The organism is Stutzerimonas chloritidismutans, assembly GCF_020783375.1.
Taxonomy (GTDB): domain Bacteria; phylum Pseudomonadota; class Gammaproteobacteria; order Pseudomonadales; family Pseudomonadaceae; genus Stutzerimonas; species Stutzerimonas kunmingensis.
This window is the reverse complement of the sequence record NZ_CP086067.1, coordinates 1,821,840-1,846,204: the sequence shown is the minus strand read 5'-3', so window position 1 is coordinate 1,846,204 and position 24,365 is coordinate 1,821,840. Positions and strand designations below refer to the sequence as shown.

The following is a 24,365-nucleotide window of genomic DNA, read 5'->3' as shown; positions in this document are numbered from 1 at the left end:
GTCGCCTGCGACTGTCTGTAGCAGCCAATAGCAGCCGGCGTCTCTGCCCGCCGCGCCAGCCGATTTGCCGCCCACCTGGAAGACTCGAAACGATGGATCACCGTGAATCGATAATCGCGCTGCGACAGTTCCTGTCCACCCAGATCCTGGGGCAGGAACGGCTGATCGAACGCCTGCTGATCGCCCTGCTCGCCGACGGCCACATGCTCGTCGAAGGGGCGCCGGGCCTGGCCAAGACCCGGGCCATCAAGGAGCTCGCCGAAGGCCTGGAGGCGGAGTTCCATCGAATCCAGTTCACCCCCGACCTACTGCCCGCCGACATCACCGGTACCGAAATCTATCGGCCGGAGACCGGCAGCTTCGTCTTCCAGCAGGGGCCTATCTTCCACAACCTGGTGCTCGCGGACGAAATCAATCGCGCGCCGGCCAAGGTGCAATCGGCGCTGCTCGAAGCCATGGCCGAGCGCCAGGTCAGCGTCGGCCGCAGCACCTATGACCTGCCGCCGCTGTTTCTGGTGATGGCGACACAGAACCCGATCGAGCAGGAAGGCACCTACCCCCTGCCCGAAGCACAGCTCGACCGCTTCCTGCTGCACGTGAAGATCGGCTTCCCCGACGCCTCGGTGGAACGACGCATCCTGCAGCAGGCCCGTGGCGAGGCGATCAATGGCGAGGCGGCGCCGGAACATCGGGTCAGCCAGCAGGCGATCTTCGCCGCGCGCAAGGACATCCTCGGCCTGTACATGGCCGATGCGGTGGAGGAATACCTGGTGCAGCTGGTCATGGCCACGCGTACCCCGGCCAAGTTCGATGCCGAACTGGCCGAATGGATAGCCTATGGTGCGAGTCCGCGCGGTTCGATCTCGCTGGATCGCTGCGCCCGTGCCCATGCCTGGCTGGCCGGACGCGATTTCGTCAGCCCCGAGGACATACAGGCGATGCTTTTCGATGTACTGCGTCACCGCCTGATTCTCTCCTTCGAGGCAGAAGCCGCCGGCATTGATCAGGACCGGGTCATCCAGCGCATTCTCGACGTGGTAGCGGTGGCCTGATGCAACCGCAGGCTTCCGCCGCCGGGCAGCCAACCGAGCAGGGCTCCGGTATCCGTGTGAGCCTGGCCGAACTCATCGATATGCGTCATCGCGTCCGTGAAGTGCCGCTGTTTTCTACACCGCATCGCCGCAGTCCGCTGGTAGGTCTGCACCATTCCAAGCTGCGCGGGCGCGGCGTGGATTTCGACCAGGTTCGTATCTATCAGCCCGGTGACGACGTGCGCACCATCGACTGGCGCGTCACCGCACGCACCCAGGAGCCGCACACCAAGCTGTTCCATGAAGAACGCGAGCGGCCGATCTATATCGTGGTCGAGCAGAGCCCGCGACTGTTCTTCGGCAGCGGCCGACTGTTCAAGTCGGTGCTGGCGGCGCAGGCGGCGAGCCTGATCGGCTGGGCGGCGCTCAGCCACAATGATCGGGTTGGCGGGCTGGTGTTCGGCGATGAGCGTCAGGAAATCAAGCCACGGCGCAGCAAGCAGAGCCTGCTGCAGCTGCTGGATCGCGTCACCCGCGCCAACAATCGCCTGCAGCCAGACAACCCGATCGACCCCGACGCTTTCAGCATGGCCCTGCGCCGGGCACGGGAAGTGCTGCGTCCGGGCAGTCTGTCGGTGATTCTCTGCGACGAGCGCACCCTCACCGATGCCGCCGAGCAGCAGCTCAGCCTGCTCGCGCGCCATGTCGACCTGCTGTTGCTGCCGCTGTTCGATCCACTGGATCACGCCCTGCCCGCGGCCGGCCTGCTGCGCTTCAGCGAAGGCAATGCGCGGCTTGAACTGGATACCCAGGATGCGGATCTGCGTCAGCGCTACCGCGAGCAGGGCGAGGCGCGCAGCGCCCGCTGGCAGCGTCTGGCCGATCGCCTGCGGGTGCCGCTGATGCCGCTGGACACCCAGCACGATCTGGTCGAGCAGTTGCGCGAGCACCTGAGCGTCCGCCATCCGAGCGCACGGCGATGAATCCGCTCGATCAACTCGCTCCGCTGATCAGCCCCGACCCGATCAGCTGGTGGCCTCCAGCGCCGGGCTGGTGGCTGCTCGGCCTGGTGCTGCTGATGGCGCTTGGCTTGCTCTGGCGACTTCGTCACCGGCTGCTCAGGCGCAAGCCCCATGTGCAGCCGGAGCCACCGCTGGAGCCGCAGCGTCAGGAGGCGCTCATCGAGCTTTCGCGCTTGAGCAAACCCTACGGCGGGCAACCGGCCAGCCAGTGGCTGCAACAACTCAATGGGCTGCTCAAGCGGCTCTGTCGCATTCGTTATCCCAACGACCACCCGCACACACTCAGTGGGCGTGCGTGGCTGGCCTTTCTCGACAACCGCTGCCCGGCCGCCGGGCTGACCCGCTGGATGATTCTTGTCGAAGGTGCCTACCGGGCCGAGTGCCGCCTCGACGACAAGGCAATCGACGGGCTCGAACAGGCCGTCGACATCTGGATCCGCAAGCATGTTTGAACTGGCCTGGCCCTGGGTCTTCCTGCTGCTACCGCTGCCCTGGCTGCTGCGCGCACTGCTGCCGCCTGCCGATAGCGGCGAAGCCGCGCTGAAGGTCAGCTTCCTCGACGAACTGCAGCAGCTGTCCGGCCGGCGCGCGCGTGTCGCCCTGCCTGCCTGGCGCCAGCAACTGCCCTACCTGACCATCTGGCTGTTGCTGCTGTTCGCCGCAGCACGCCCCCAGTGGCTGGGTGAACCACTGCCGCTGCCCACCAGCGGCCGCGATCTGCTGCTGGCAGTGGACGTCTCCGGCTCGATGGATTACCCCGACATGCAGTGGCAGGACGAGGAGCTGACGCGGCTGGAACTGGTCAAGGTGCTGCTCGGCGACTTCATCGAGGAGCGTCGTGGCGATCGCGTCGGCCTGATTCTCTTCGGCAGCAAGGCCTATCTGCAGGCGCCACTGACCTTTGATCGCCACACCGTGCGAGTCTGGCTGGACGAAGCCCGGGTTGGCATCGCCGGCAGCAACACTGCGATAGGGGACGCCATCGGCCTGGCGGTTAAACGCCTCAGGGAGCGACCGGCGAACAGTCGTGTGCTGGTACTGATCACCGACGGTGCCAACAACGGTGGCGAAATCGAGCCGCTGCTGGCGGCCTCGCTGGCCGCCGAAGAAGGCGTGCGGGTCCACACCATCGGCATCGGCGCCGTGCCGGAAGAAGGTGGCGTGCTCAGCCGCTTCGGTTTCAACCCTGGCCTGGACCTCGACGAGCCGACTCTGCGCGCCATTTCCGAGCAAACCGGCGGTGAGTATTTCCGCGCCTCGTCGAGCGCAGAGCTGAAGGCGATCGGCGACACGCTGGATCGTCTCGAGCCGGCAGCGCAGCAACCAGCCCAGGCCCGTGTGGCCGAGGCCCTGTACATCTGGCCGCTGTCGGCGGCTTTGCTGATCAGCCTGCTGATGGTCGCGGCCAGCCTGTGGAGCGCACAGTTGCAGCGCCTGGCCTGGCGACGGGAGCAGCGCCGATGAGCGAGCTGCTACCCCATCTGTTACGGCCATACTGGCTACTCATCCTGCCCCTGCTGATCTGGCTGCTGTGGCGGCTCTGGCATCGGCAGCTACAGGTCGGTCGCTGGCAGCGTCTGCTGCCGGAAGCCTTTCATGCCGCCCTGCTGACCCGTGGCCGACTGCGCCACAGCCGCCTGCCCTGGCTGGTGCTGGGCCTGGCCTGGCTGCTGGCGGTCATCGCATTGCTCGGGCCCAGCTGGCAGCGCTTCGAACAGCCGAGCATCAAGCGCAGCGATCCCCTGGTGGTGCTGCTGGAACTCACGCCATCGATGCTCGCCAGCGACGCACCACCCACTCGCCTGGAACAGGCCAAGCGCAAGCTGCTGGATCTGCTCGAGCGCCGGCAGGACGTACAGACCGCCGTCGTGGTATTCGCCGGCAGCGCCCACACCGTGGTGCCGCTATCCGATGACCTGGCGACCACCCGCAACCTGCTCGACGCCCTACACCCGACGCTGATGCCCGAGCAGGGCCAGCGCGCGGACCTTGCCGTCGCCAAAGGCCTCGCCCTGCTCGAACAGGCTGGCCTGGGGCGCGGGCGCTTGCTGCTGATCGGCAGCAGCCTGGACGAGCACGAACGCAGCGCCATCGTCACGCTGATGGAGGGCAGAAACGAGCAACTGCTGATACTCGGCGTCGGCACCGCACAAGGCGCGCCAATCGCCGGCAAGGACGGTAGCTTTGTCAAGGATGCCCAAGGCGCAATCCTCATCCCGCGCCTGGACAACGCCAGACTGCAACGCCTGGCCAACGAGCTGGGAGGGCGCTATCAGCGCGCGCAGCTGGGTGACGACGACCTGACGGCCCTCGGTCTGCTCGATCAAACTGGCACGTTGCGCCAGGACGATGAAATCACGCGGCTGGAAGCCTGGCTGGATCAGGGGCACTGGCTGCTGTTGCCACTGCTCTTGCTGGCCGCCCTCGCCGGTCGCCGCGGCTGGTTGTTCTGCCTACCGCTATTGCTGCTGCAGCCGCAGCCTGCCAATGCCTTCGAGCTACAGGATCTCTGGCTACGTCGCGATCAGCAGGGCCAACGCCTGCTGGACGCGGAGCAGCCGGCCGAGGCCGCCGAGCGCTTCACCGATCGCCGCTGGCAGGCCACCGCCCGCTATCAGGCCGGCGACTATGCCGGCGCGGCAGAACTGTTCGCCGAAGGCAACACGGCCGCCGATCACTATAACCGCGGCAATGCCCTGGCTCGCAGCGAAGCCTTCGAGGCCGCCATCGAAGCCTATGACCAGGCGCTGGACCTGCAGCCTGATCTACAGGCGGCGCAGCGCAACAAGGCGCTGATCGAAGAGCTGCTGCGCCGCCAGCAGGAACAGCCCGAGCCCGAGCAGGAACAGAATCAGCAGGACGAGCAAACCGAAGAACCACTGCCGCAACCCGAGCAGCCGCAATCACAGGAAGCGGGCTCTGCCCATTCCCCTTCGCCGGAGGATGCCCAAGGCGAGCCGTCCAGCGAAGCCAGCGGCGCCTCGCAGCCATCGACAACCGAAGCCACGCCCGAGACCGAAGAAATTGATGGCAGCGCGGCCCAGGCGCAACACGAGGCGCTCCCCGAGCAGGAACGGCAACAGGCGATGGAGCAATGGTTGCGGCAGATTCCGGACGATCCCGGCGAGCTGCTGCGAAGGAAATTCCTCTACGAACAACGCAAGCACCAGGAAACCAATCGATGATGCGCCTGATGGCTTTTCTTCTGCTCGGCCTCCTTGCTGGCCAGGCCGCAGCCGCCGGCCTGTTCGCCCGGGTTGACCGCACCCAGCTGAGCATTGACGAAACCCTGGAGCTGAGCCTGGAAAGCCAGGGCAGCACGGTATTCGGCAAGCCCGACCTGCAGCCGCTGGAGCCATTGTTCGAGGTGTTCGACACCCGTCAGGTCAACCAGCTTTCCAGCAGCAACGGCGAAGCCCATGCGATCACACGCTGGTTGATTACCCTGCGGCCGAAGCAGACCGGCTACGTGATCATCCCGCCGCTGCAACTGGGCGACTGGCGCAGCGAGCCGATCACATTGATGGTCCAGGAATCGCTGAAAAATACCGAAAGCGACCAGCTGGCGCCGATCTTCATCGATGCCAGCGTCGATCAGGAAAACGTTTACGTTCAGGCCCAGGTGATCCTTACCCTGCGCATCTATCATTCGGTTTCGCTGTACGACGACAGCACCCTCTCGCCGCTGCAGATGCCGGAAGCCCTGGTCGAACGGCTCGGTGAGCCACGCACCTACGAGAAAACCATCAACGGCATTCGCCACGGCGTCATCGAAGTGCGCTATGCGCTGTTCCCGCAGAAGTCCGGCGAGCTGACCATCCCTGCCCAACTGTTCAGCGCCACCACCGTGACCAATGGCAGCAACCCGCTGTTCGGCTCGCGTTCGGGCCGCTCGACGCAGGTCAGGTCACCAAGCATCCCGCTGACGGTCAAGCGCAAACCGGCGGACTACCCCGCCGCTGCGCCCTGGCTGCCGGCACGCAGCCTGACCCTGGTCGAAGCCTGGAGCCCGGAGCCCGATCAGGCACAGACCGGCGAATCGCTCACCCGCAGCCTGTTGCTCAAGGCCGAAGGCCTGACCAGCACCCAGTTGCCCGCCATCGGTTCTGCCCAGAGCCCCGACCTGCGCCGCTACCCGGATCAACCGATCCTGGCCAACGAAGTCAGTGGCGCGGGCCTGGTCGGTAGCCGCGAGCAGCGCGAGGCGCTGATTCCCACGCGCAGCGGCGCGTTGCAGTTACCCGCCGTGGAAGTGGTCTGGTGGAACACCGCGGAAGACCGGCTAGAACGCACCACGCTGGACGAACGGACCCTGAATGTCGCCGATAATCCGAATCTCGCGCCGACGCCCGCCGAGCAACCGGCCGCAACGCCACTACCTGCCGAGCAGCAGCTACTCTGGCCCTGGCAGCTGAGTACCCTGCTCTTCGCCCTGTCCACCCTCGCCGGCTTCGGATTGTGGCTACACGCGCGGCGGCAACCCGCAGTGCAGCGCGCACTGCAGCCTGGCCCGACCCCACGCAGCCTGCTCGACGACCTGCGCCGCGCCTGCCAGGCCAACGACTCGCAGGCCACTCGCCAGGCGCTGGATGCCTGGGCGCGGCAACAGCCGGAAACGCTGGCCGACATGGCTGCGCGCTTCGTGCCGCTGTCAGATGCGCTGGACGGACTCAACGGTGCGCTGTACAGCGAAGCCGGCCAGCGTTGGCAGGGAGAGGCGCTGTGGCAGGCGATTCAGACGCTCCCTCCAGCGACCAGTCCGAGTGTCGAGCAGGACCACAGCGCCCTGCCACCACTGTATCCACGCTGACCGGCAACGCTGCACCGCTTCACACCAGACGCGCCTGACCAATGCGGTGCACGGGCACCGCATGGCGCACCACTTTCTCGCTGGCATATCGCTTGCTTCAGGCTTGGCATAGACCACCCCTGATCCGTCGCGCACGGTTAACTGTGCCGCACGCTTCGCAATCGAAAGGCCCACAGCATGACCGAACCCTCCACGTCGCCCCGCCACGATGCACTGGCCTGGGTCGCCGGCAGCGATGCACCGGAAAAGAGCTCGCTCAACCTGGGCTTTCTGCCACTTACCGATGCCGCCTCGCTGATCGTCGCCGCCACCCAGGGCTTCGCCCAGCCCTTCGGCCTGACGCTCAACCTGCACCGCCAGAACTCCTGGTCAGGCCTGCGCGACAAGCTGATCGGCGGTGAGCTGGACGCAGCGCACGGCCTGTACGGACTGATATATGCCGTGCACCTGGGAATCGGCGGCAGCCGCGCGGTGGATATGGCGGTGCTCATGGGGCTTGCGCAGAACGGCCAGAGCATCAACCTGTCGACCCCGCTGAAGGCAGCCGGCGTGACCGATCCCGAGGCATTGCGCAACAGCGTGCGCCAAAGCGGTGCACGCCTGACTCTCGCGCATACCTTCCCCACCGGCACCCACGCGCTGTGGCTCTATTACTGGCTGGCCGCCAATGGTATCCACCCGCTGCAGGATGTGCGGACGCTGGTGCTGCCGCCATCGCAGATGGTGGCGTACCTGCAAGCCGGGCGTATCGACGGTTTCTGCGCCGGCGAGCCCTGGGGTGCGCAGGCGATCGCCGAGGGGGTTGGCTTTACCCTCGCAACCAGTCAGTCGATATGGCCGGATCATCCGGAAAAGGTGCTCGGCTGCACCCGCGCATTCGTCGAGCAGTACCCCAACACCGCGCGCGCACTGGTGATGGCGGTGCTCGAAGCGAGTCGCTTCATCGACCAGAGCCAGGAAAACCGCCGCAGCACCGCACAGCTGATTGCCGGGAGCGAGTATGTCAACGCGCCGCTGGCAGCCATCGAATCACGCTTTCTCGGCTCGTATCAGGATGGGCTGGGCAACGCCTGGAATGACCAACACCCGCTGCGCTTCTTTGCCGATGGCGCGGCGAACATGCCCTACCTGTCCGACGGCCTCTGGTTCATGACCCAGCTGCGGCGCTGGGGTTTATTGCGCCAGGACCCGGACTACCAGCTGGTCGCAAGCCAGGTGCAACAGATCGAGCTGTACCGACAGGCCGCCGGCGCGCTCGGCATCACCGTGCCGGAGTCGCCCATGCGCAGCGCCACGCTGATGGATGGCAGGACCTGGGACGGCAGCGATCCGGCAGCCTACGCCCGCAGCTTCCCACTGCACGCCATGGCCGATCAGGCCATGGTGGCTGCACTTTGAGCAGGAGATCAGGCATGTTGCGCATCCTGCTGATCGACGACACCCCACGCAAGATCGGGCGCCTGCGAAGCGCGCTGATCGAGGCCGGCTTCGAAGTCATCGATGAATCCGGCCTGACCATCGATCTGCCCGAGCGGGTCGAGACAATTCGCCCGGACGTGGTGCTGATCGACACCGACTCCCCGGGCCGCGATGTGCTGGAACAGGTGGTGCTGGTCAGCCGCGACCAACCACGACCCATCGTCATGTTCACCGACGACAGTGACCCGGACGCCATGCGTCAGGCCATCCGCGCCGGGGTCAGCGCCTATATCGTCGAGGGCATTCAGGCCCAGCGGCTCAAGCCGATCCTCGATGTGGCGATGGCGCGTTTCGAGACTGACCAGGCGATCCGTGCGCAATTGCAGGCCCGCGAGCAGCAACTCGCGGAGCGCAAACGCATCGAGCTGGCCAAGGGCATGCTGATGAAGATGCGCGACTGCAAGGAGGAAGAGGCCTACACCCTGATGCGCCGCCAGGCGATGAGTCGCCAGCAGAAGCTGATCCAGGTCGCCGAGCAGATCATCGCCATGAACGAGCTGCTTGGGCAGTGAGCTGCCCGCCCGCAGTGCAACCGCTCGACCAAACGCACCATCGGCGAGCGTGCTCTCGGTCCCTCGGTATGGACCGTGAGACAGCTGCAACGCCGCCATCCGCCACGACGCGGCGTTCAGCCGAAAGCCTGCAGCAAGCGGCAGGCTGGCAAGCAGCTTGCTAGATGGATTGGCCGAGCCAACGAAGGCGTCCGGCAAAGACGAAGGCGTCCCTGCACCGCATGTTTCGACATGCCGGTCCGGACGCCTTTTTTGTTGCCCGCGCGGCAGTGCCGCGCGCTCACTTCAGGGATTTGCAGAATGACCATCACCGCGACCTTGGCGATCGCCTGTGCACTGCTGATGCTGGGCCACTATCTGAACGGCATGGCCAGCGCACAACATTTCCGACGCGTAGCGCAGTTGCGCCTGCTGGCAGTTCAGGAAGATCTGGAGATTCTCCGCCTGCTGCAACAGCATCGCGGTCTGGGCGTACAGAGCGAACCCACTGCGGTAGCGCTGCGCTGCGCTGCGCGCTGGCGACAAGCCTCACGCAACGTCTGCAACAGCGCAGTGCCCTGCCCGATGCGTATTCGATAACCGAAGGCTGGCTGGTTCTGCGCAACAACCCTGCCGATTTCGACGGGCATTGCGCTCTGATCGAAACCCTTATCGATGAGCTTGAGAAGCGGGCGCCGATGTCGAGCAACGAACCCGCCGAAGCCGCTCGCGCCTGCCGCGAACTGGAAGACGTGGCACGCCTGCGCGGCCTCTGCGTCGTCGCCTCGAATCAGGGCGGCTGCACGCCGGCGTTGCAAAAGCGCCTGAAAGCACTCTGTCGGCGCATGGTTACAGACACCGATATGGAGCTGAAGCGGCTGGTCGGCAAGCTGGAGCGCAGCGTGATCCATGCAGCCCAACCGAGGCTGAGCCCGCCCGAGTGTTTTGCCCTGGTCACTCCCTTCATCGACGCGCGCCTGCAGTTGATCCGGCAGCGTCTGCAGCACAGTGGCGCACAGGCGCAGCGTGGCTTGCATCGGGCGGGCTGACGGATAGAGGTTGCGGGGCCGGTCTCCGCTGCATTGGCGGCCGGCAACGCATGGCTACGTGCAGGATCCGCTATACGCGGGTTTCCATTAGAAGCGCCTCGGCCGCAAATGAGCCTGCCCAATGCCAGCTCATTCGCGGTCAAGACTGCAGCCACGAGCGCGCATCTAACCCCGGCGAAGAACACAACGCTAGAATGCGCGCCTTCTACAGATTACCGAGCGACCCATGGCGCGTCTTACCCTGCATTTCCCGGAAGACCAGTACTGCTTTTCCACCCAGCTCACTGTACGAATCACCGACATCAACGCCGGCAACCATCTGGCCAACGATTCGATGATCTCGATGATTTCCGAGGCGCGGGCGCGCTTCCTGTTCGCCTACGGGGTAGCCGAGACCCGTCAGGATGGCGCCGGGATCATCGTGACCGACCTTGCCACGACCTACAAAGCCGAGGCCCATGCCCGTGATGCGCTGCTGTTCGAGGTCGGGGTGATGGATTTCAACAAGTACGGCGGCGATATCATCTTCCGCATCACCCGCCCTGCCGACGGCACACTGATCGCCATGGCCAAATCCGGTTTCGTCTTCTACGACTATGCCCAAAGCCGCGTCGTCGCCATGCCCGAGGCGTTCGCCGGCAAGTTTCCGCGGGTCAACCGGATCGAATAGGGGCGTCTGCCACAGATTGCAGCAACCGCTGGACATCCTCGCGATGACACAGCTCGGTGCCCGGACGCATTACCGTCGCGGCACCCGCGGCAATGCCCCGGCACACCGCATCCTGTAGCGAGCGCGCCTCGGCCAGCGCCAGCACCATGGCGCCGAGCATGCTGTCACCCGCACCCACTGCGCTGACCACCGGGACATCCGCCGAGGGCAGGCGCTGCAGCTCATCGCCACAAGCGTACAGCGCGCCCTGGGCTCCCAGCGACAACACGACCACTTCGGCGCAGCCCTGAGCGATCAGGCGGCGCAGCGCTGCCTCCTGTTCGGCTTCGCTGGAGATGGGGTAGCCCACAAGGCTGGACAGCTCGTCGAGGCTCGGCTTCATCAGGTATGCACCGCCCTGCCGGGCGGCGTGGCGTAATGGCTCGCCGGACAGATCGACGACCAGCCGCGCACCGATACCGCACGTCAATGCCAGCAGCTCGTCGTAGAAACCCAGGTCGACGCCAGGTGGAAAGCTGCCGCTCAGCACCACATAGGCCGGCGCTGGCTGCAGCGCTGCGAGGCTGTCGAGGCAACGCCGAAGTTCCTGCGCGGATAGCGTCGGACCGCGCAACACGAAACGGTACTGCAGGCCTGAGCCCAGCTCATCGACAGTGAAACTCTCGCGGGTATCGCCAGTAATGGACACCGGACGATGCACCAGACCCAGTTCGTCCAGCGAACGTTGCAGCAGATCGCCAAAGGGGCCGCCAGCCGGATAGATGGCCACCGCCCTGCCCCCCAGCGTCTTCACCACCCGCGCCACGTTGATCCCGCCGCCTCCCGGGTCGTGGCGCGGCAGCGAACACCGCAGCTTTTCGGTACTGATCACCCGCGGTGTGCTGACGGAAAGATCCATCGCCGGATTAAGAGTCAGGGTCGCAATCAGGGGCATCGCTCGCTCCTTGGCAAAAGCCGCTCAAGCCTACCAGCAAGCGCCCCCAGGTTTTTACCTGGCGCGCCGCCCTGATTTGGCGCGCGCTTGCGCGCTATCTGTGCGCTCCCGGCGCAGAGCCGCGCCGGGTCTATCGCCAGAGCCGGCCAAATCTGCGGCTTGCGCCGCCTGGCACGCTAGATGCTAGTTCCGCTTCAGGCAGGCCAACGGCGGTCTGCAATATCACGACAAAGGCGTCGCACCACACCTGCTCCGGCAGGCGTGCTGCGGCGCCTTTTTGTTTTCCGCCTCGACGAGGGGGCGGTCTGAGCAGCCCTAGCGGCCAACGCCGCGTCACGAACGCCCTGGAGCCGATCCAATGAGCACGAGTTTCTGGAAAGCCGGCCATGCGCCGACCCTGTTTGCCTCCTTCCTCTACTTCGACCTGAGCTTCATGGTCTGGTACGTCCTCGGCCCGCTGGGCGTGCAGATCGCCGCCGATCTCGGCCTGACCACCCAGCAACGCGCCTTCATGGTCGCCACGCCGATCCTCGCCGGCGCGGTACTGCGTCTGGCGCTGGGTATCCTCGCCGACCGCACCTCGCCGAAAACCGCCGGCCTGTTCGGCCAGAGCGTGGTCATCGTCGCGCTGTTCGTCGCCTGGCTACATGGCATCCACAGCTACGAGCAGGCTTTGCTGCTCGGCCTGTTCCTCGGCATGGCCGGCGCATCCTTTGCCGTCGCGCTGCCGCTGGCCTCACAGTGGTATCCGGCAGAGCACCAGGGCAAGGCGATGGGCATCGCCGGTGCCGGTAACTCCGGCACTGTGCTGGCGGCCCTGTTCGCGCCGGTCCTGGCGGCGATCTTCGGCTGGAACAACGTATTCGGCCTGGCGCTGATCCCGCTGGTGCTCACCCTCATCATCTTCGCCAGCGTGGCGAAGAATGCCCCCAACCGCCCGGCACCGAAGTCGCTGGCTGATTACATGAAGGCGCTGGGCGACCGCGACAGCTGGTGGTTCATGTTCTTCTACAGCGTGACCTTTGGCGGCTTTCTCGGCCTGGCCAGCACCCTGCCCGGCTATTTCCACGACCAGTACGCCTTCGACCCGGTCAAGGCCGGCTACTACACCGCTGCCTGCGTCTTCGCCGGCAGCCTGCTGCGCCCGCTCGGCGGTGCACTGGCCGACCGCATCGGCGGCATTCGCGCGCTGCTGGTGATGTACACCGTCGCGGCATTCTGCATCGCTGCGGTGGGCTTCAACCTGCCGAGTTCCACAGCAGCCCTTGCACTGTTCGTGGTCGCCATGCTCAGCCTCGGTGCCGGCAATGGAGCGGTGTTCCAGCTGGTGCCGCAGCGTTTCAACAAGGAAATCGGCGTGATGACCGGACTGGTCGGTATGGCCGGCGGTATCGGTGGCTTTCTGCTCACCGCCGGGCTCGGTGCAGTCAAGCAATCGACCGGTGACTACCAGCTCGGCCTCTGGCTGTTCGCCAGCCTCGGCGTGCTCGCCTGGTTCGGCCTCTATGGCGTCAAGCGTCGCTGGCGCACCACCTGGGGTTCGGCGGCGGTAACCGCGGCGCGGGTGTGATGCCCAAGCAGATCCTGCAGGGCGCGAATATTGCTCTGCTGCAGTACGCAGTCAGTCGAGAACGACCATGCCCCTTCGATTGAGCTATGGCGAGGCCAGCGCCGCCGGGCCGCGCCCGGAAAATCAGGATGCGATACGCATCGTCACTCCGGCGCCCGGGCTGGCAACCGGCAAGGGCTATCTGTTCGCGCTGGCCGATGGCGTCAGCCAATGCGCCGATGGCGGGCTGGCGGCCCGCGCGACCTTGCAGGCACTGGCCTTCGACTACTACGCGACGCCCGAAACCTGGGCCGTCGCGCAATCACTCGACCGCGTGCTGGTCGCGCACAATCGCTGGCTGCAGGCCAACGGTGGCAACCAGCCGCTGTTGACCACCCTCACCACACTGGTGCTGCGTGGTCGACGCTTCACCCTGGCCCACGTCGGCGATTGCCGCGCCTACCGCTGGAACGGCTCGCAGCTCGAGCGACTCAGCGAAGACCATGTCTGGGAACAGTCAGGCATGCGGCATGTGCTCAAGCGTGCGCTGGGGCTGGATCAGCACCTGGTGATGGACTACCTCGACGGCGAGCTGCAGGAAGGCGAACACTACCTGCTGCTCAGCGACGGAGTCTGGTCCTGCGTCCCCGAGCGCGACATCGCGCATATCCTGCACGATCAGCCTGACCTCGGCGCCGCAGCACGGGCGCTGGTCAATCTGGCGCACCAGAGCGGCAGTCAGGACAACGCCAGTGCCTTGCTGCTGCGCGTCGAAGCCCTGCCCGAAGCGGTGCTGGCCGACGCCCTCGCCCAGCTCGATCATTGGCCGTTGCCGCCGAAGCTGCGCCCCGGCCAGCTGTTCGAGGGCTGGCAGGTGAATGCACTACTGCACGAGTCGCGGCAGTCGCTGATCTACCGGGTGCAGGATGCTCAGGGCCAGGCCTGGCTGCTGAAGACACTGCCACCCAGCCGGCAGGACGAGGCAGACGCAGGACCGGCGTTGCTGCAGGAAGAATGGTTCATGCGCCGGGTTGCCGGGCGCAACTTCGCCGAACTGCATCCGCTACCAGAACGCCAACACCTCTATTACGTGCAGCGCGAGTACAGCGGGACGACCCTGGCGCAACGCTTCGAACGAGACGGCCCGCTGCCACTGGCCGATTTGCTGCAGGTCGCCTCCCGACTGATCCGCGCGGTGGGCATGCTGCATCGGCGCAACATCCTGCATCGTGACATCAAGCCGGAAAACCTGCTGCTGGGTGAGGACGGCGAGCTGCGTATCCTGGATTTCGGCCTGGCGTTCTGCCCCGGGCTGACTCGCGATCTACCCAATCACCTGCCCGGAACCCCGAGTTTCATTGCCCCGGAGGCATTCACAGGGGCCGAACCCAGCGCAGCGCAGGATCTCTATGCGACCGGCGTGACACTCTATTACCTGCTGACCGGGCACTACCCATACGGCGAGATCGAAGCCTTCCAGCATCCACGCTTCGGCAACCCGACACCGGCCAGCCGCTATCGCCCGGACGTGCCGACCTGGCTGGAGGAAAGTCTCGCCCGCGCGCTAGCGGTCGATCCACGACAGCGTTTCGAAACCGCCGAGCAATGGCTGCTTGAGCTGGACCAGGGCGAACAGCGCAGCGCCAGCCTTCGCCCGCGCCCGCTGCTCGAACGTGAGCCGCTCAAGGTATGGCGCGGCATTGCACTGCTTTCGCTGCTGCTCAACCTGCTGCTGGTCGTGCTGCTGATAAAAGGCGCGTGACGCTCAGCGACGGGTAATCAGCCCCTGGCGCGCCACCCGGGTCAGCTCGCGCACGCACTCTTCCAGGCGCTCGGCGGTCGGCGCCTGAATCACCGCCATATCGAAACTGTCGGTGGCAAAACGCGCCAGCGACTCGTCGGCCGTGGCGAACTGGATAAGCAGGGCGCGGGATTTGCGATGACGTCGCGGCCAACCTTCGAGGTAGCGCAACAGAGACGGCTGGTGAGTGCCGCCAAGGAGAATTTTCGGATTGCTGGGGTGCAGGCCGCTGGTGATCGGGGCCAGGCGCAACTGGGCGTGCTTTGCGTTCATCGATTTCAACTTCCGCCTCGAGGATTCCGCTGGGCAGCGGTGGGAGGCGACACCGGAACCAGCGCTTTAGCGGTATTTCAAAGCCATCGGCTCCAGGCGCCCCGCAAGTAGCTGACTAAATCGGCGCATGGGCGAAACTTTAGAAAGCTGGCCGCGGCCTGTCAACGGCGTTTTTGGAGTCGCTTCGATGGCGATTCGCACCATCAGGGCGCAAGCCGCTGCATATCAGTGCAACGATCAACCTCTGAGCCACGCGCCGGGAAGCTCCAACCCATTGAAAAATGGCGTATTGGAAAGTTGGCACAGCCTCTGCAATGTGAAATATCGAAGAATCATTACGACCTGACCCTCAACGTGGAGCGGCAGGTTTCCCGAGAGAGTGGGACACGGACAAAGGCGTCCTCACTGGGTAACCGGTGGGACGCCTTTTTTGTTGTTGAAAAATTTCGAGCAGGCCGGACGGCAGCTGTCGACTGGCACGGAGAACGGGCATGAAGAAACTCAAACTGGTAATGATCGGCAACGGCATGGCCGGCGTGCGGACCCTTGAGGAACTGCTCAAGCTCACCAACGAGCTCTACGACATCACGGTGTTCGGCGCCGAGCCGCATCCCAACTACAACCGCATCCTGCTCTCCCCGGTGCTGGCCGGCGAACAGCAGTTCGAAGAGATCGTGCTCAACGACCTGGACTGGTACGCCGAGAACGGCATCCACCTAATGCTCAACCGCAAGGTGGTGAAGATCGACCGCGTCAAACGCCGGGTCATCGCCGATGACGGCAGCGAGGCGGTATACGACCGCCTGCTCATCGCCACCGGTTCCAATCCGTTCATCCTGCCGATCCCCGGCAAGGACCTGCAGGGCGTAATCGGCTACCGCGACATTGCCGACACCCAGGTGATGATGGAAACCGCCAAGACCCACAAACACGCGGTGGTCATCGGCGGCGGCCTGCTCGGCCTGGAAGCGGCCAACGGCCTCAAGCTGCGCGGCATGGACGTCACCGTGGTGCATATCGGCGACTGGCTGATGGAGCGGCAACTGGACAAGACCGCCGGCACCCTGCTGCAGAGCGCGCTGGAAAGCCGTGGCCTGAAGTTTCTCCTGCCCAAGCACACCGCCGAACTGCTCGACAACGGCGACGGCCGGGTCTGCGCGGTCAAGTTCAAGGACGGTGAGGTGATCCCCGCCGACCTGGTGGTGATGGCCGCCGGCATCCGCCCCAACAGCGAACTGGCCGAACAGGCCGGTATCCCGTGCAACCGCGGCATCCTGGTCAACGACACCCTGCAGACCTACGACCCGCGCATCTACGCAGTCGGCGAATGCGCCAACCATCGCGGCACCGCCTATGGCCTGGTCGCACCGCTGTTCGAACAAGCCAAGGTCTGCGCCAATCACCTGGCCATGCTCGGCTTCTCCCGCTATCTGGGTTCGGTGACCTCCACCAAGCTCAAGGTCACCGGCATCGACCTGTTCTCGGCCGGCGATTTCATCGGCGGCGATGGCACCGAGACCATCACCCTCTCCGACCCCATCGGCGGCGTCTACAAGAAGCTGGTGATCAAGGACGACGTGCTGGTCGGCGCCTGCCTGTATGGCGACACCGCCGATGGCGGCTGGTACTTCCGCCAGGTACGCGAGGGCCAGAACGTGGGCCAGATCCGCGACCATCTGATGTTCGGCGAGGGAGCCATCGGCGATGCTGGCCACCAGGGCCAGAGCAAGGCCATGTCGATGCCGGACGACATGGAAGTGTGCGGCTGTAACGGTGTGTGCAAGGGCACCATCGTCAAGGCGATCCAGGAACACGGGCTGTTCTCGGTGGACGAGGTGAAAAAGCACACCAAGGCCGCCAGTTCCTGCGGCTCCTGTGCCGGGCTGGTCGAGCAGATTCTGATCAACACCGTGGGCGGCGCCGCCGACGTCAAGCCGAAGAGCGAAAAGGCCATCTGCGGCTGTAGCGACCTCAACCACGGCCAGGTGCGCAAGGCCATTCGCGAGCACCACCTGACCAGCATTCCGGCGGCCATGGCCTTCATGGAATGGCGCACGCCGAACGGCTGCGCCACTTGCCGCCCGGCGCTGAACTACTACCTGATCTCCACCTGGCCGGGCGAGGCCAAGGACGACCCGCAGTCGCGCTTCATCAACGAGCGCGCCCACGCCAACATCCAGAAGGACGGCACCTACTCGGTCATTCCACGCATGTGGGGCGGCGTCACCAATGCCGCCGAGCTGCGGCGCATCGCCGATGTGGCGGACAAGTATCAGGTGCCGATGGTCAAGGTCACCGGCGGCCAGCGCATCGACCTGCTGGGCATCCGCAAGGAAGACCTGCCGGGTGTCTGGACAGACCTGGACATGCCCTCCGGCCACGCCTACGGCAAATCCATCCGCACCGTGAAGACCTGCGTCGGCAGCGAGTTCTGCCGCTTCGGCACGCAGAACTCGACGCAGATGGGCATCGACCTGGAGCACGCGCTGTTCAACATGTGGTCGCCGCACAAGGTCAAGCTGGCCGTCTCCGGCTGCCCGCGCAACTGCGCCGAATCCGGCATCAAGGATGTCGGCATCATCGGTGTGGACTCCGGCTGGGAGCTGTACATCGGCGGCAACGGCGGCATCAAGACTGAGGCCGGCGAGTTCTTCGTCAAGGTGAAGAGCGCCGAGGAGGTCATGGAGTACAGCCTGGCGTTCCTCCAGCTCTACCGCGAGGAAGCCTTCTACCTCGAGCGCACCGTGCACTACATGCAGCGCGTCGGCATGGACCACATCAAGAAGGCCGTGCTGGACGACGCCGAGCGACGCAAGGCGCTGCACCAGCGGTTGCTGTTCTCGCTTTCCTTCGAGCAGGACCCGTGGCAGGAGCAGCTCTCCAAGCCGCAGCTGAAGAAGGAATTCGACCGCATCGCCGTCAAGCAGCTGGAAAACGCCTGAGAACCTGATCTGGAGAGACACCGCATGAACTGGCTCGATATCTGCGCACTGGATGAAATCAACCCGCTCGGCTCGCGCATCATCGCCGGCCCCAAGGGCGATATCGCGATCTTCCGCACCTCCGACGATCAGGTCTTCGCCCTCGACGACCGTTGCCCACACAAGGGCGGCCCGCTGTCGCAGGGGATCGTCTACGGCAAGCAGGTCGCCTGCCCGTTGCACAACTGGCAGATCGATCTGGCCAGCGGCGAGGCCTTGGCGCCGGATGTCGGCTGCGCCCATCGCCACGAGGCGCGCGTCGAGAATGGTCGCGTGCAGCTTTCGCTTAACCAGCGCAAGGATTGCGCGGCCTGAACACACCGCAGTTGACCAGCACCTTTTCCCAGGAGACGACGCCATGCGTATGACAACCGCCTCGACCTGCTGCTACTGCGGTGTCGGCTGTGGCGTGCTGATCGAGCACGACGGCGAGCGCATCCTCGATGTGGCCGGCGACCCCAGCCATCCGGCCAACTTCGGCAAGCTGTGCAGCAAGGGCTCGACCCTGCACCTGACCGGCGATCTCGATGCCCGCGCCCTCTATCCCGAGCTGCGTCTCGGCAAGGGCCTGGCCCGCAGCCGCACCGACTGGGACAGTGCCCTGGAGCATGCCGCTAACGTGTTCGCCGAGACCATCCGCGAACACGGGCCGGACAGCGTCGCCTTCTATGTCTCCGGCCAGCTGCTGACCGAGGACTACTACGCCTTCAACAAACTGGCCCGCGCCCTGGTGGGCACCAACAACCTGGATTCCAACTCGCGGCTGTGCATGTCCTCGGCGGTGGTCGGCTACAAGCGCAGCCTGGGCGCCGACGCCCCACCCTGCTCCTACGAGGACATCGAGCAGGCCGACTGCCTGCTGATCGCCGGCAGCAACATGGCCTATGCGCATCCGGTGCTGTTCCGCCGCCTGGAAGAAGCCAAGGCGAAGCGGCCGGAGATGACCATCATCGTCGTCGACCCGCGGCGCACCGACACCAGCGAGCTCGCCGACCTGCACCTGCCGATCCTGCCGGGCACCGATGTCGCGCTGTTCCACGGCCTGCTGCATATTCTCATGTGGGAAGGCTGGATCGACCGCCGCTTCATCGATGCCCATACCGAAGGCTTCGATGCGCTGAAAAGCCTGGTGCGCGACTACACCCCGGCAATGGTCGCCGACCTCTGCGGCATCTCTGTAGATGATCTGCAAACCTGTGCACGGCTGATTGGAAGCGCGCCTGCTTTCCTCTCCCTGTGGTGCATGGGGCTGAATCAATCCACCGCCGGCAGCGCCAAGAACAGTGCGTTGATCAACCTGCACCTGGCCACCGGACAGATCGGCAAGCCGGGCGCCGGCCCCTTCTCGCTCACCGGCCAACCGAACGCCATGGGCGGCCGTGAGACCGGCAGCCTGTCCAATCTGCTGCCCGGTCACCGCGACGCAACCAATGCCGAACACCGTGCCGAAGTCGCGGACTACTGGGGCGTCGAGCAGCTGCCAAAACAGCCTGGCCTGTCCGCCATCGAGCTGTTCGAGGCGGTGCGCGCCGGCAAGATCAAGGCGCTGTGGATCGCCTGCACCAACCCGGCTCAGTCGCTGCCGGACCAGCAGAAAGTCCATGAGGCCCTGGCCGCCTGCCCCTTCGTCGTGGTGCAGGAAGCCTTCTTCACCACCGAAACCTGCCGCCACGCCGACCTTCTGCTGCCGGCCGCGAGCTGGGGCGAGAAGGAAGGCACCGTGACCAACTCCGAGCGTCGTATCAGCCACGTGCGCCGCGCCGTGCCGGCCCCAGGCGAAGCCCGTGCGGACTGGGCGATCACCTGCGATTTCGCCCGGCGTCTGGAACGTCACCTGCGCCCCGGCCGCCCGAGCCTGTTCACTTTCGAGAATGCCGAAGCGCTGTTCGAGGAGTACAAGCCGCTCACCGCCGCCCGCGATCTGGACTACAGCGGCCTGAGCTACGCACTGATCGATACCCTCGGTCCGCAGCAATGGCCGTTTCCGCCAGGCAGCGAACAAGGCACCGCGCGGCTTTATGGTGACGGTGTGTTTCCCACTGCCAATGGCCGCGCCCGTTTCATCGCCGAGCACTACCAGGCGCCGAAGGAAAAGCGCGAGGCGCGCTATCCGCTGACGCTCAATACCGGCCGGCTGCGCGACCAGTGGCACGGCATGAGCCGCACTGGCACCGCGGCGCGGCTGTTCGGCCATGTCGAAGAAGCGTTGCTCGGAATGAACGCTGATGACATGCGCCGCCGGCGTCTGCTGGACGGCCAGCTGGTAAAGGTGAAGAGCCGTCGCGGCAGCCTGATCCTCCCGATACAGAAGGACGACAGCCTGCGTGCCGGCCAGACCTTCCTGCCGATGCACTGGGGCGATCGCTTTCTCAAGGGGCTGGGCAGCAACGTGCTGACCCTGGCCAGCGTCGATCCGCTGTCGAAACAGCCGGAACTCAAGCACGCCGGCATCGAAGTCGAACAGGTCGAATTGCCCTGGCAGTTCTTCGCGCTGGTTGAGGGCGATGTGCAGCGACGCTTCGAGGCGCTGCGGCCATTGTTCGAAACCTTCGACTACGCCAGTTTCAGCCTCGGCGGGCGCGAACGCTCGGCGCTGCTGATCCGCGCCGCCCGGAATGCGGCGCCAACGGCCGTCGAGCTGGATGCCATTGACCGCCTGCTCGGCCTCGATGAAGGCCCGGTGCTGGCCTATGACGATCCCCGCCGTGCAGTCGGCAAGCGCGTACGCATCGAGGAAGACCGTATCGTCGCGTTGCGCCTGGCCGGCGAGACCGCCGCCCGGCAGTGGCTGCGCGGACTCTGGGAACGCGGCAGCGCCGACGCCGAGTTGCGTCGCTGGCTGCTGGCTCCACTCAGCGCGCCACCTGGCGGCGCGACCATCAGCACCGACCGTACTCTGTGCAACTGCATGAACGTCAGCCAGAGCAAGGTCCGTGCAGGCATCGAGCGCGGTCTCGATCTGACCGGCCTCAAGCAGGAACTCGGCTGCGGCACCAGCTGTGGCTCCTGCGTACCCGAAATCAAGCGTCTGCTGGCCAGCCAGCCGGAACGCGCACTTCTCTGATACCAACCAAGACGAGGATTACCCCATGAGCGCAAAAGTCTGGCTGGTAGGCGCCGGCCCTGGCGACCCGGAATTGCTGACCCTCAAGGCCGTGCGGGCGCTGGGTGAAGCGCAGGTGGTGATGATCGATGACCTGGTCAACCCCGCCGTGCTCGAACACTGCCCGAACGCTCGCATCATCCCGGTGGGCAAGCGCGGCGGCTGCCGCTCCACACCGCAAGCCTTCATCCACCGTCTGATGCTGCGTTACGCCCGCCAGGGCAAGTGCGTGGTGCGCCTCAAGGGTGGCGATCCGTGCATCTTCGGCCGCGGTGGCGAAGAAGCCGAATGGCTGTCGGCACGCGGCATCGAGGTCGAGCTGGTCAACGGCATCACCGCCGGCCTGGCCGGCGCCACGCAATGCGGTATCTCGCTGACCCAGCGCGGCGTCGCCCGCGGCGTCACCCTGGTAACAGCGCACACGCTCGACGACAGCAGTCCGGAATGGCAGGCGCTGGCCAAAAGCGGCACCACGCTGGTGGTGTACATGGGTGTGAGCAAGCTGGAGCAGGTGCAGGCCGGGCTGTTGGAGGGCGGACTTTCCGCCGGTACACCAGTGGCGATGATCGAGAACGCTTCACTGCCGCAGCAACGCGAATGCCGTTCGAGCCTCGCTGGCATGTGCTGCGATGCCTTGGCCTTCAAGCTGAAGAGCCCGGCGATCCTGGTGATCGGCGAAGTGGCCGCACAGGCTGCGTTCCAGGCGGTAAGCCAGAGCGCCTGACCGTAGCTGACCGCCGTACCAAAAACACCCGTAAAAAAAAACCGCGGCCCCAAGGCCGCGGTTTTCGCTACAGCGTGATCATCACGCTTTCTGACGCAGCTTCTCCGGTTTGATCAGGAAGCGAGCCAGGGCCGGCAGCAGCCAGATCGCGCCGACCATGTTCCAGAGGAACATGAAGGTCAGCATCAGACCCATGTCGGCCTGGAACTTGATCGCCGAGAACACCCAGGTCACCACACCAATCGCCAGGCAGACGCCGGTGAAGATCACCGCCTTGCCGGTGGACTTCAGGGTCTGGTAGTAGGCTTCCTGCAGGGTCATGCCCTGGCGCAGGAACGACTCCAGACGGCTGTAGATGTAGATGCCGTAGTCCACACCGATACCCACGCCCAGTGCGATCACGGGCAGCGTCGCCACCTTCACCCCGATGCCCATGAAGGCCATCAGCGCGTTACCGAGGATCGAAGTCAGCACCAGCGGCAGGATCACGCAGAGCGTGGCCGCCAGCGAACGGAAGGTCAGCAGGCACATGATGCTCACAGCCAGGTAGACGGCGATCAGCATGGTGGTTTCCGACGCCGCGATGACCTCATTGGTGGCCGCTTCGATACCGGCGTTACCTGCCGCCAGCACGAACTCCAGACCTTCGCGGTTGTTCTCCTCGGCAAACTCCTTCGCCGCGGCGACCACGTGTTCCAGCGTCTCGGCCTTATGGTCGTTGAGGAACACCAGTACCGGTGCCAGCGAGCAGTCGCTGTTGTACATACCTTCGGCACGGGCGATGGAGTTGTTCAGCACATGCTGGTTACGCGAAAGCGTTTCCCATTTCAGGCTGCCCTCGTTCATGCCCTTGATGCCCTGACGCGCCACCGACACCATCGACACCGCCGACTGCACGCCCTCGGTGTTCTGCATCTTCCACATCAGCTCGTCCATGGCGGCGAGCGTATCGTAGTGCGAACAGCCTTCCGGTGCGGTCTTGACCATCACTACCAGCACGTCGGAGCTGGTCGAGTAGTTGCGGATGACGAAGTCGTTGTCCAGGTTGTAGCGCGAATCCGGATGCAGCTCCGGCGCGCCTTGATCAAGGTCGCCGATCTTCAGGTTCTGGCCGTACCAGAGGCCACCCGCCAGCGCGACCACGGCGATAGTGATGGAGATCGGCGCCACCTTCGGGCTGGCAAAATTCGACAGCGCGCGCCAGAACGGATGATCGCGCGAGGCTTCTTCGCGGGCCTGCTTGATCGCCCGCTGACTGATGCCCATGTAGGAAATCGCAACCGGCAGCAGGATCAGGTTGGTCAGGATGATCACCGCCACGCCCAGCGAAGCACCGATGGCCAGCTCGCGGATCACGCCGATATCGATCAGCAGCAGGGTAACGAAGCCCACCGCGTCGGACAGCAACGCCACCATCCCCGGGATGAACAGCTGACGGAAAGCCATGCGCGCCGCCGTCACCGGATCTTCGGTATAGCCGGAGGCCATGGCGATGCCGTTGATCTTCTGTACGCCGTGGGAGATACCAATGGCAAACACCAGGAATGGCACCAGCATCGAGTACGGATCGAGGCCGAAGCCCAGGGTGTGCAGCAGGCCAAGCTGCCAGGTCACGGCGATCAGCGTGGTGATCAGTACCGCGATGGTGCTCTTCAGGCAGCGGGTAAACCACAGCAGCAGGGCAAAGGTGATGCCGATGGCTACGATGAAGAACAACGCAACACCGACCAGCCCGTCGATCAGGTCACCGACCTTCTTGGCGAAGCCGATGATATGCACCTTCACATTCGGGTTCTGCGCCTGGTACTTCTCGCGGATCTTTTCTTCCAGCTCGTGGGAGAACTTCTGGTAGTCCAGCTTGATCTGCCGGCTCTGGTCTTCCGGGTCCGGGTAGGACTCCAGCAGCGGCACATCGATGATGCTCGACTTGAAGTTGTTCGCCACCAGACGGCCGATCTGGCCAGACTTGAGGATGTTGTCGCGCAGGTCCTCAAGGCTTTCAGGTGAGCCGTCGTAGGTCTGCGGGATCACCTCACCACCGGCGAAGCCTTCCTCGGTGACCTCGGTCCAGCGCACGCTGGGGCTCCACAGCGACTTCATGTTGGAGCGGTCGACGCCATGGATATAGAAGATTTCGTCATGGATCTGCCGCAGCGTCTCCATGTACTCCTTGGCGAAGATGTCGCCCTCCACGGCCTCCACCGATATCCGCACGGTGTTGCCGAGGTTGGCCAGATCATTCTGGTGCTCGAGCATCTTCTGGATATACGGATGCCCCAGCGGAATCATCTTCTCGAAGCTGGTCTGCGGCCGAACCTGAGCCGCCTGATAGAAGAGAAACGCGCTGATCAGCAGGCAGAGTACGACGACTGCCGGCCGGTTGTTGAAGATCAGGCGCTCGAGGAACGACGCCGGCTTCTGTTGGTGCTTGGTCATGCAGACTCTCCC

General features: G+C 64.9%; 20 protein-coding genes. 17 read left to right on the top strand and 3 right to left on the bottom strand.

Annotated features, from left to right (window positions below; all coding sequences use genetic code 11):
• Window positions 1–92 precede the first annotated feature (92 nt).
• The 11 genes from LLJ08_RS08685 to LLJ08_RS08635 all read left to right on the top strand — a co-directional run bounded on the left by LLJ08_RS08685 (window position 93) and on the right by LLJ08_RS08635 (window position 10,552).
• Entirely contained in the window at window positions 93–1,052 is a 960-nt protein-coding gene (locus LLJ08_RS08685; protein WP_003298329.1) for an AAA family ATPase, read from the top strand.
• Window positions 1,052–2,014, top strand: coding sequence for a DUF58 domain-containing protein (locus LLJ08_RS08680; protein ID WP_042925063.1), 963 nt, complete (start codon window positions 1,052–1,054; stop codon window positions 2,012–2,014). Before LLJ08_RS08685 ends, LLJ08_RS08680 begins: the two co-directional genes overlap by 1 nt.
• Window positions 2,011–2,505, top strand: a complete 495-nt coding sequence (locus LLJ08_RS08675; RefSeq protein ID WP_041014325.1) for a DUF4381 domain-containing protein — start codon at window positions 2,011–2,013, stop codon at window positions 2,503–2,505. The genes LLJ08_RS08680 and LLJ08_RS08675 overlap by 4 nt, the downstream gene beginning before the upstream one ends.
• A complete protein-coding gene (locus LLJ08_RS08670; RefSeq protein ID WP_041014326.1) occupies window positions 2,498–3,517 on the top strand; it encodes a vWA domain-containing protein in 1,020 nt (339 codons plus the stop codon). Before LLJ08_RS08675 ends, LLJ08_RS08670 begins: the two co-directional genes overlap by 8 nt.
• A complete protein-coding gene (locus LLJ08_RS08665; protein ID WP_046619606.1) occupies window positions 3,514–5,238 on the top strand; it encodes a VWA domain-containing protein in 1,725 nt (574 codons plus the stop codon). Before LLJ08_RS08670 ends, LLJ08_RS08665 begins: the two co-directional genes overlap by 4 nt.
• Window positions 5,235–6,863, top strand: coding sequence for a BatD family protein (locus LLJ08_RS08660; RefSeq protein ID WP_228208696.1), 1,629 nt, complete (start codon window positions 5,235–5,237; stop codon window positions 6,861–6,863). Before LLJ08_RS08665 ends, LLJ08_RS08660 begins: the two co-directional genes overlap by 4 nt.
• Before the next feature lie 177 nt (window positions 6,864–7,040).
• Entirely contained in the window at window positions 7,041–8,261 is a 1,221-nt protein-coding gene (locus LLJ08_RS08655; RefSeq protein ID WP_228208695.1) for a CmpA/NrtA family ABC transporter substrate-binding protein, read from the top strand.
• Between the two features lie 14 nt (window positions 8,262–8,275).
• Complete coding sequence (locus LLJ08_RS08650; protein ID WP_023445173.1) at window positions 8,276–8,854, top strand: ANTAR domain-containing response regulator; 579 nt, start codon at window positions 8,276–8,278, stop codon at window positions 8,852–8,854.
• Window positions 8,855–9,154: 300 nt separating this feature from the next.
• On the top strand, window positions 9,155–9,433 hold the full coding sequence (locus LLJ08_RS08645; RefSeq protein ID WP_228208694.1) for a hypothetical protein: 279 nt from the start codon (window positions 9,155–9,157) through the stop codon (window positions 9,431–9,433).
• 98 nt (window positions 9,434–9,531) lie between these two features.
• Window positions 9,532–9,882 (top strand): hypothetical protein, encoded by a 351-nt coding sequence (locus LLJ08_RS08640; RefSeq protein ID WP_228208693.1) that lies wholly within the window; start codon window positions 9,532–9,534, stop codon window positions 9,880–9,882.
• Between the two features lie 226 nt (window positions 9,883–10,108).
• Complete coding sequence (locus LLJ08_RS08635; protein WP_014820704.1) at window positions 10,109–10,552, top strand: thioesterase family protein; 444 nt, start codon at window positions 10,109–10,111, stop codon at window positions 10,550–10,552.
• On the opposite strand, the gene LLJ08_RS08630 is transcribed toward LLJ08_RS08635, so the two are convergent.
• A complete protein-coding gene (locus tag LLJ08_RS08630) occupies window positions 10,536–11,486 on the bottom strand; it encodes a 1-phosphofructokinase family hexose kinase (protein WP_228208692.1) in 951 nt (316 codons plus the stop codon). The two genes, LLJ08_RS08635 and LLJ08_RS08630, sit on opposite strands and share 17 nt — an antisense overlap.
• A 358-nt stretch (window positions 11,487–11,844) precedes the next feature.
• Between LLJ08_RS08630 and LLJ08_RS08625 the strand changes: the two genes are divergently transcribed.
• Together LLJ08_RS08625 and LLJ08_RS08620 are read left to right on the top strand one after the other, a co-directional pair.
• Window positions 11,845–13,056 (top strand): nitrate/nitrite transporter, encoded by a 1,212-nt coding sequence (locus tag LLJ08_RS08625; protein ID WP_125896457.1) that lies wholly within the window; start codon window positions 11,845–11,847, stop codon window positions 13,054–13,056.
• A 67-nt stretch (window positions 13,057–13,123) separates the two neighbouring features.
• Window positions 13,124–14,797 (top strand): bifunctional protein-serine/threonine kinase/phosphatase, encoded by a 1,674-nt coding sequence (locus LLJ08_RS08620; protein ID WP_228208691.1) that lies wholly within the window; start codon window positions 13,124–13,126, stop codon window positions 14,795–14,797.
• A gap of 3 nt (window positions 14,798–14,800) precedes the next feature.
• Here LLJ08_RS08620 and LLJ08_RS08615 read toward each other — a convergent pair whose 3' ends face one another.
• Window positions 14,801–15,109 (bottom strand): hypothetical protein, encoded by a 309-nt coding sequence (locus tag LLJ08_RS08615; protein ID WP_042925043.1) that lies wholly within the window; start codon window positions 15,107–15,109, stop codon window positions 14,801–14,803.
• Window positions 15,110–15,600: 491 nt separating this feature from the next.
• On the opposite strand from LLJ08_RS08615, the gene nirB reads away from it, so the two are divergent.
• From nirB to cobA, 4 genes are read left to right on the top strand one after another with little or no spacing between them, the layout of a single operon-like run.
• Complete coding sequence (gene nirB, locus LLJ08_RS08610; RefSeq protein WP_228208690.1) at window positions 15,601–18,051, top strand: nitrite reductase large subunit NirB; 2,451 nt, start codon at window positions 15,601–15,603, stop codon at window positions 18,049–18,051.
• Window positions 18,052–18,075: 24 nt separating this feature from the next.
• The gene (gene nirD, locus LLJ08_RS08605; RefSeq protein ID WP_125024521.1) at window positions 18,076–18,405 is read left to right on the top strand and encodes a nitrite reductase small subunit NirD; all 330 of its coding nucleotides are present in this window, start codon (window positions 18,076–18,078) and stop codon (window positions 18,403–18,405) included.
• Between the two features lie 43 nt (window positions 18,406–18,448).
• Window positions 18,449–21,154: a nitrate reductase gene (locus LLJ08_RS08600; protein WP_228208689.1), complete on the top strand. Its 2,706-nt coding sequence runs from the start codon at window positions 18,449–18,451 to the stop codon at window positions 21,152–21,154.
• A 25-nt stretch (window positions 21,155–21,179) separates the two neighbouring features.
• Entirely contained in the window at window positions 21,180–21,917 is a 738-nt protein-coding gene (gene cobA / locus LLJ08_RS08595; RefSeq protein WP_228208688.1) for a uroporphyrinogen-III C-methyltransferase, read from the top strand.
• Window positions 21,918–21,998: 81 nt separating this feature from the next.
• On the opposite strand, the gene LLJ08_RS08590 is transcribed toward cobA, so the two are convergent.
• Window positions 21,999–24,353 carry an efflux RND transporter permease subunit gene (locus LLJ08_RS08590; protein ID WP_101274970.1) on the bottom strand — a complete coding sequence of 785 codons (2,355 nt, stop codon included), beginning with the start codon at window positions 24,351–24,353 and terminating at the stop codon, window positions 21,999–22,001.
• Window positions 24,354–24,365: the final 12 nt, after the last annotated feature.

What these genes read in the sequence shown, in the direction of transcription:
- LLJ08_RS08685 (WP_003298329.1), top strand. Translation starts at nt 93, where the DNA reads ATGGATCACCGTGAATCGATAATCGCGCTGCGACAGTTCCTGTCCACC.
- LLJ08_RS08680 (WP_042925063.1), top strand. Translation starts at nt 1,052, where the DNA reads ATGCAACCGCAGGCTTCCGCCGCCGGGCAGCCAACCGAGCAGGGCTCC.
- LLJ08_RS08675 (WP_041014325.1), top strand. Translation starts at nt 2,011, where the DNA reads ATGAATCCGCTCGATCAACTCGCTCCGCTGATCAGCCCCGACCCGATC.
- LLJ08_RS08670 (WP_041014326.1), top strand. Translation starts at nt 2,498, where the DNA reads ATGTTTGAACTGGCCTGGCCCTGGGTCTTCCTGCTGCTACCGCTGCCC.
- LLJ08_RS08665 (WP_046619606.1), top strand. Translation starts at nt 3,514, where the DNA reads ATGAGCGAGCTGCTACCCCATCTGTTACGGCCATACTGGCTACTCATC.
- LLJ08_RS08660 (WP_228208696.1), top strand. Translation starts at nt 5,235, where the DNA reads ATGATGCGCCTGATGGCTTTTCTTCTGCTCGGCCTCCTTGCTGGCCAG.
- LLJ08_RS08655 (WP_228208695.1), top strand. Translation starts at nt 7,041, where the DNA reads ATGACCGAACCCTCCACGTCGCCCCGCCACGATGCACTGGCCTGGGTC.
- LLJ08_RS08650 (WP_023445173.1), top strand. Translation starts at nt 8,276, where the DNA reads ATGTTGCGCATCCTGCTGATCGACGACACCCCACGCAAGATCGGGCGC.
- LLJ08_RS08645 (WP_228208694.1), top strand. Translation starts at nt 9,155, where the DNA reads ATGACCATCACCGCGACCTTGGCGATCGCCTGTGCACTGCTGATGCTG.
- LLJ08_RS08640 (WP_228208693.1), top strand. Translation starts at nt 9,532, where the DNA reads ATGTCGAGCAACGAACCCGCCGAAGCCGCTCGCGCCTGCCGCGAACTG.
- LLJ08_RS08635 (WP_014820704.1), top strand. Translation starts at nt 10,109, where the DNA reads ATGGCGCGTCTTACCCTGCATTTCCCGGAAGACCAGTACTGCTTTTCC.
- LLJ08_RS08630 (WP_228208692.1), bottom strand. Translation starts at nt 11,486, where the DNA reads ATGCCCCTGATTGCGACCCTGACTCTTAATCCGGCGATGGATCTTTCC.
- LLJ08_RS08625 (WP_125896457.1), top strand. Translation starts at nt 11,845, where the DNA reads ATGAGCACGAGTTTCTGGAAAGCCGGCCATGCGCCGACCCTGTTTGCC.
- LLJ08_RS08620 (WP_228208691.1), top strand. Translation starts at nt 13,124, where the DNA reads ATGCCCCTTCGATTGAGCTATGGCGAGGCCAGCGCCGCCGGGCCGCGC.
- LLJ08_RS08615 (WP_042925043.1), bottom strand. Translation starts at nt 15,109, where the DNA reads ATGAACGCAAAGCACGCCCAGTTGCGCCTGGCCCCGATCACCAGCGGC.
- nirB (WP_228208690.1), top strand. Translation starts at nt 15,601, where the DNA reads ATGAAGAAACTCAAACTGGTAATGATCGGCAACGGCATGGCCGGCGTG.
- nirD (WP_125024521.1), top strand. Translation starts at nt 18,076, where the DNA reads ATGAACTGGCTCGATATCTGCGCACTGGATGAAATCAACCCGCTCGGC.
- LLJ08_RS08600 (WP_228208689.1), top strand. Translation starts at nt 18,449, where the DNA reads ATGCGTATGACAACCGCCTCGACCTGCTGCTACTGCGGTGTCGGCTGT.
- cobA (WP_228208688.1), top strand. Translation starts at nt 21,180, where the DNA reads ATGAGCGCAAAAGTCTGGCTGGTAGGCGCCGGCCCTGGCGACCCGGAA.
- LLJ08_RS08590 (WP_101274970.1), bottom strand. Translation starts at nt 24,353, where the DNA reads ATGACCAAGCACCAACAGAAGCCGGCGTCGTTCCTCGAGCGCCTGATC.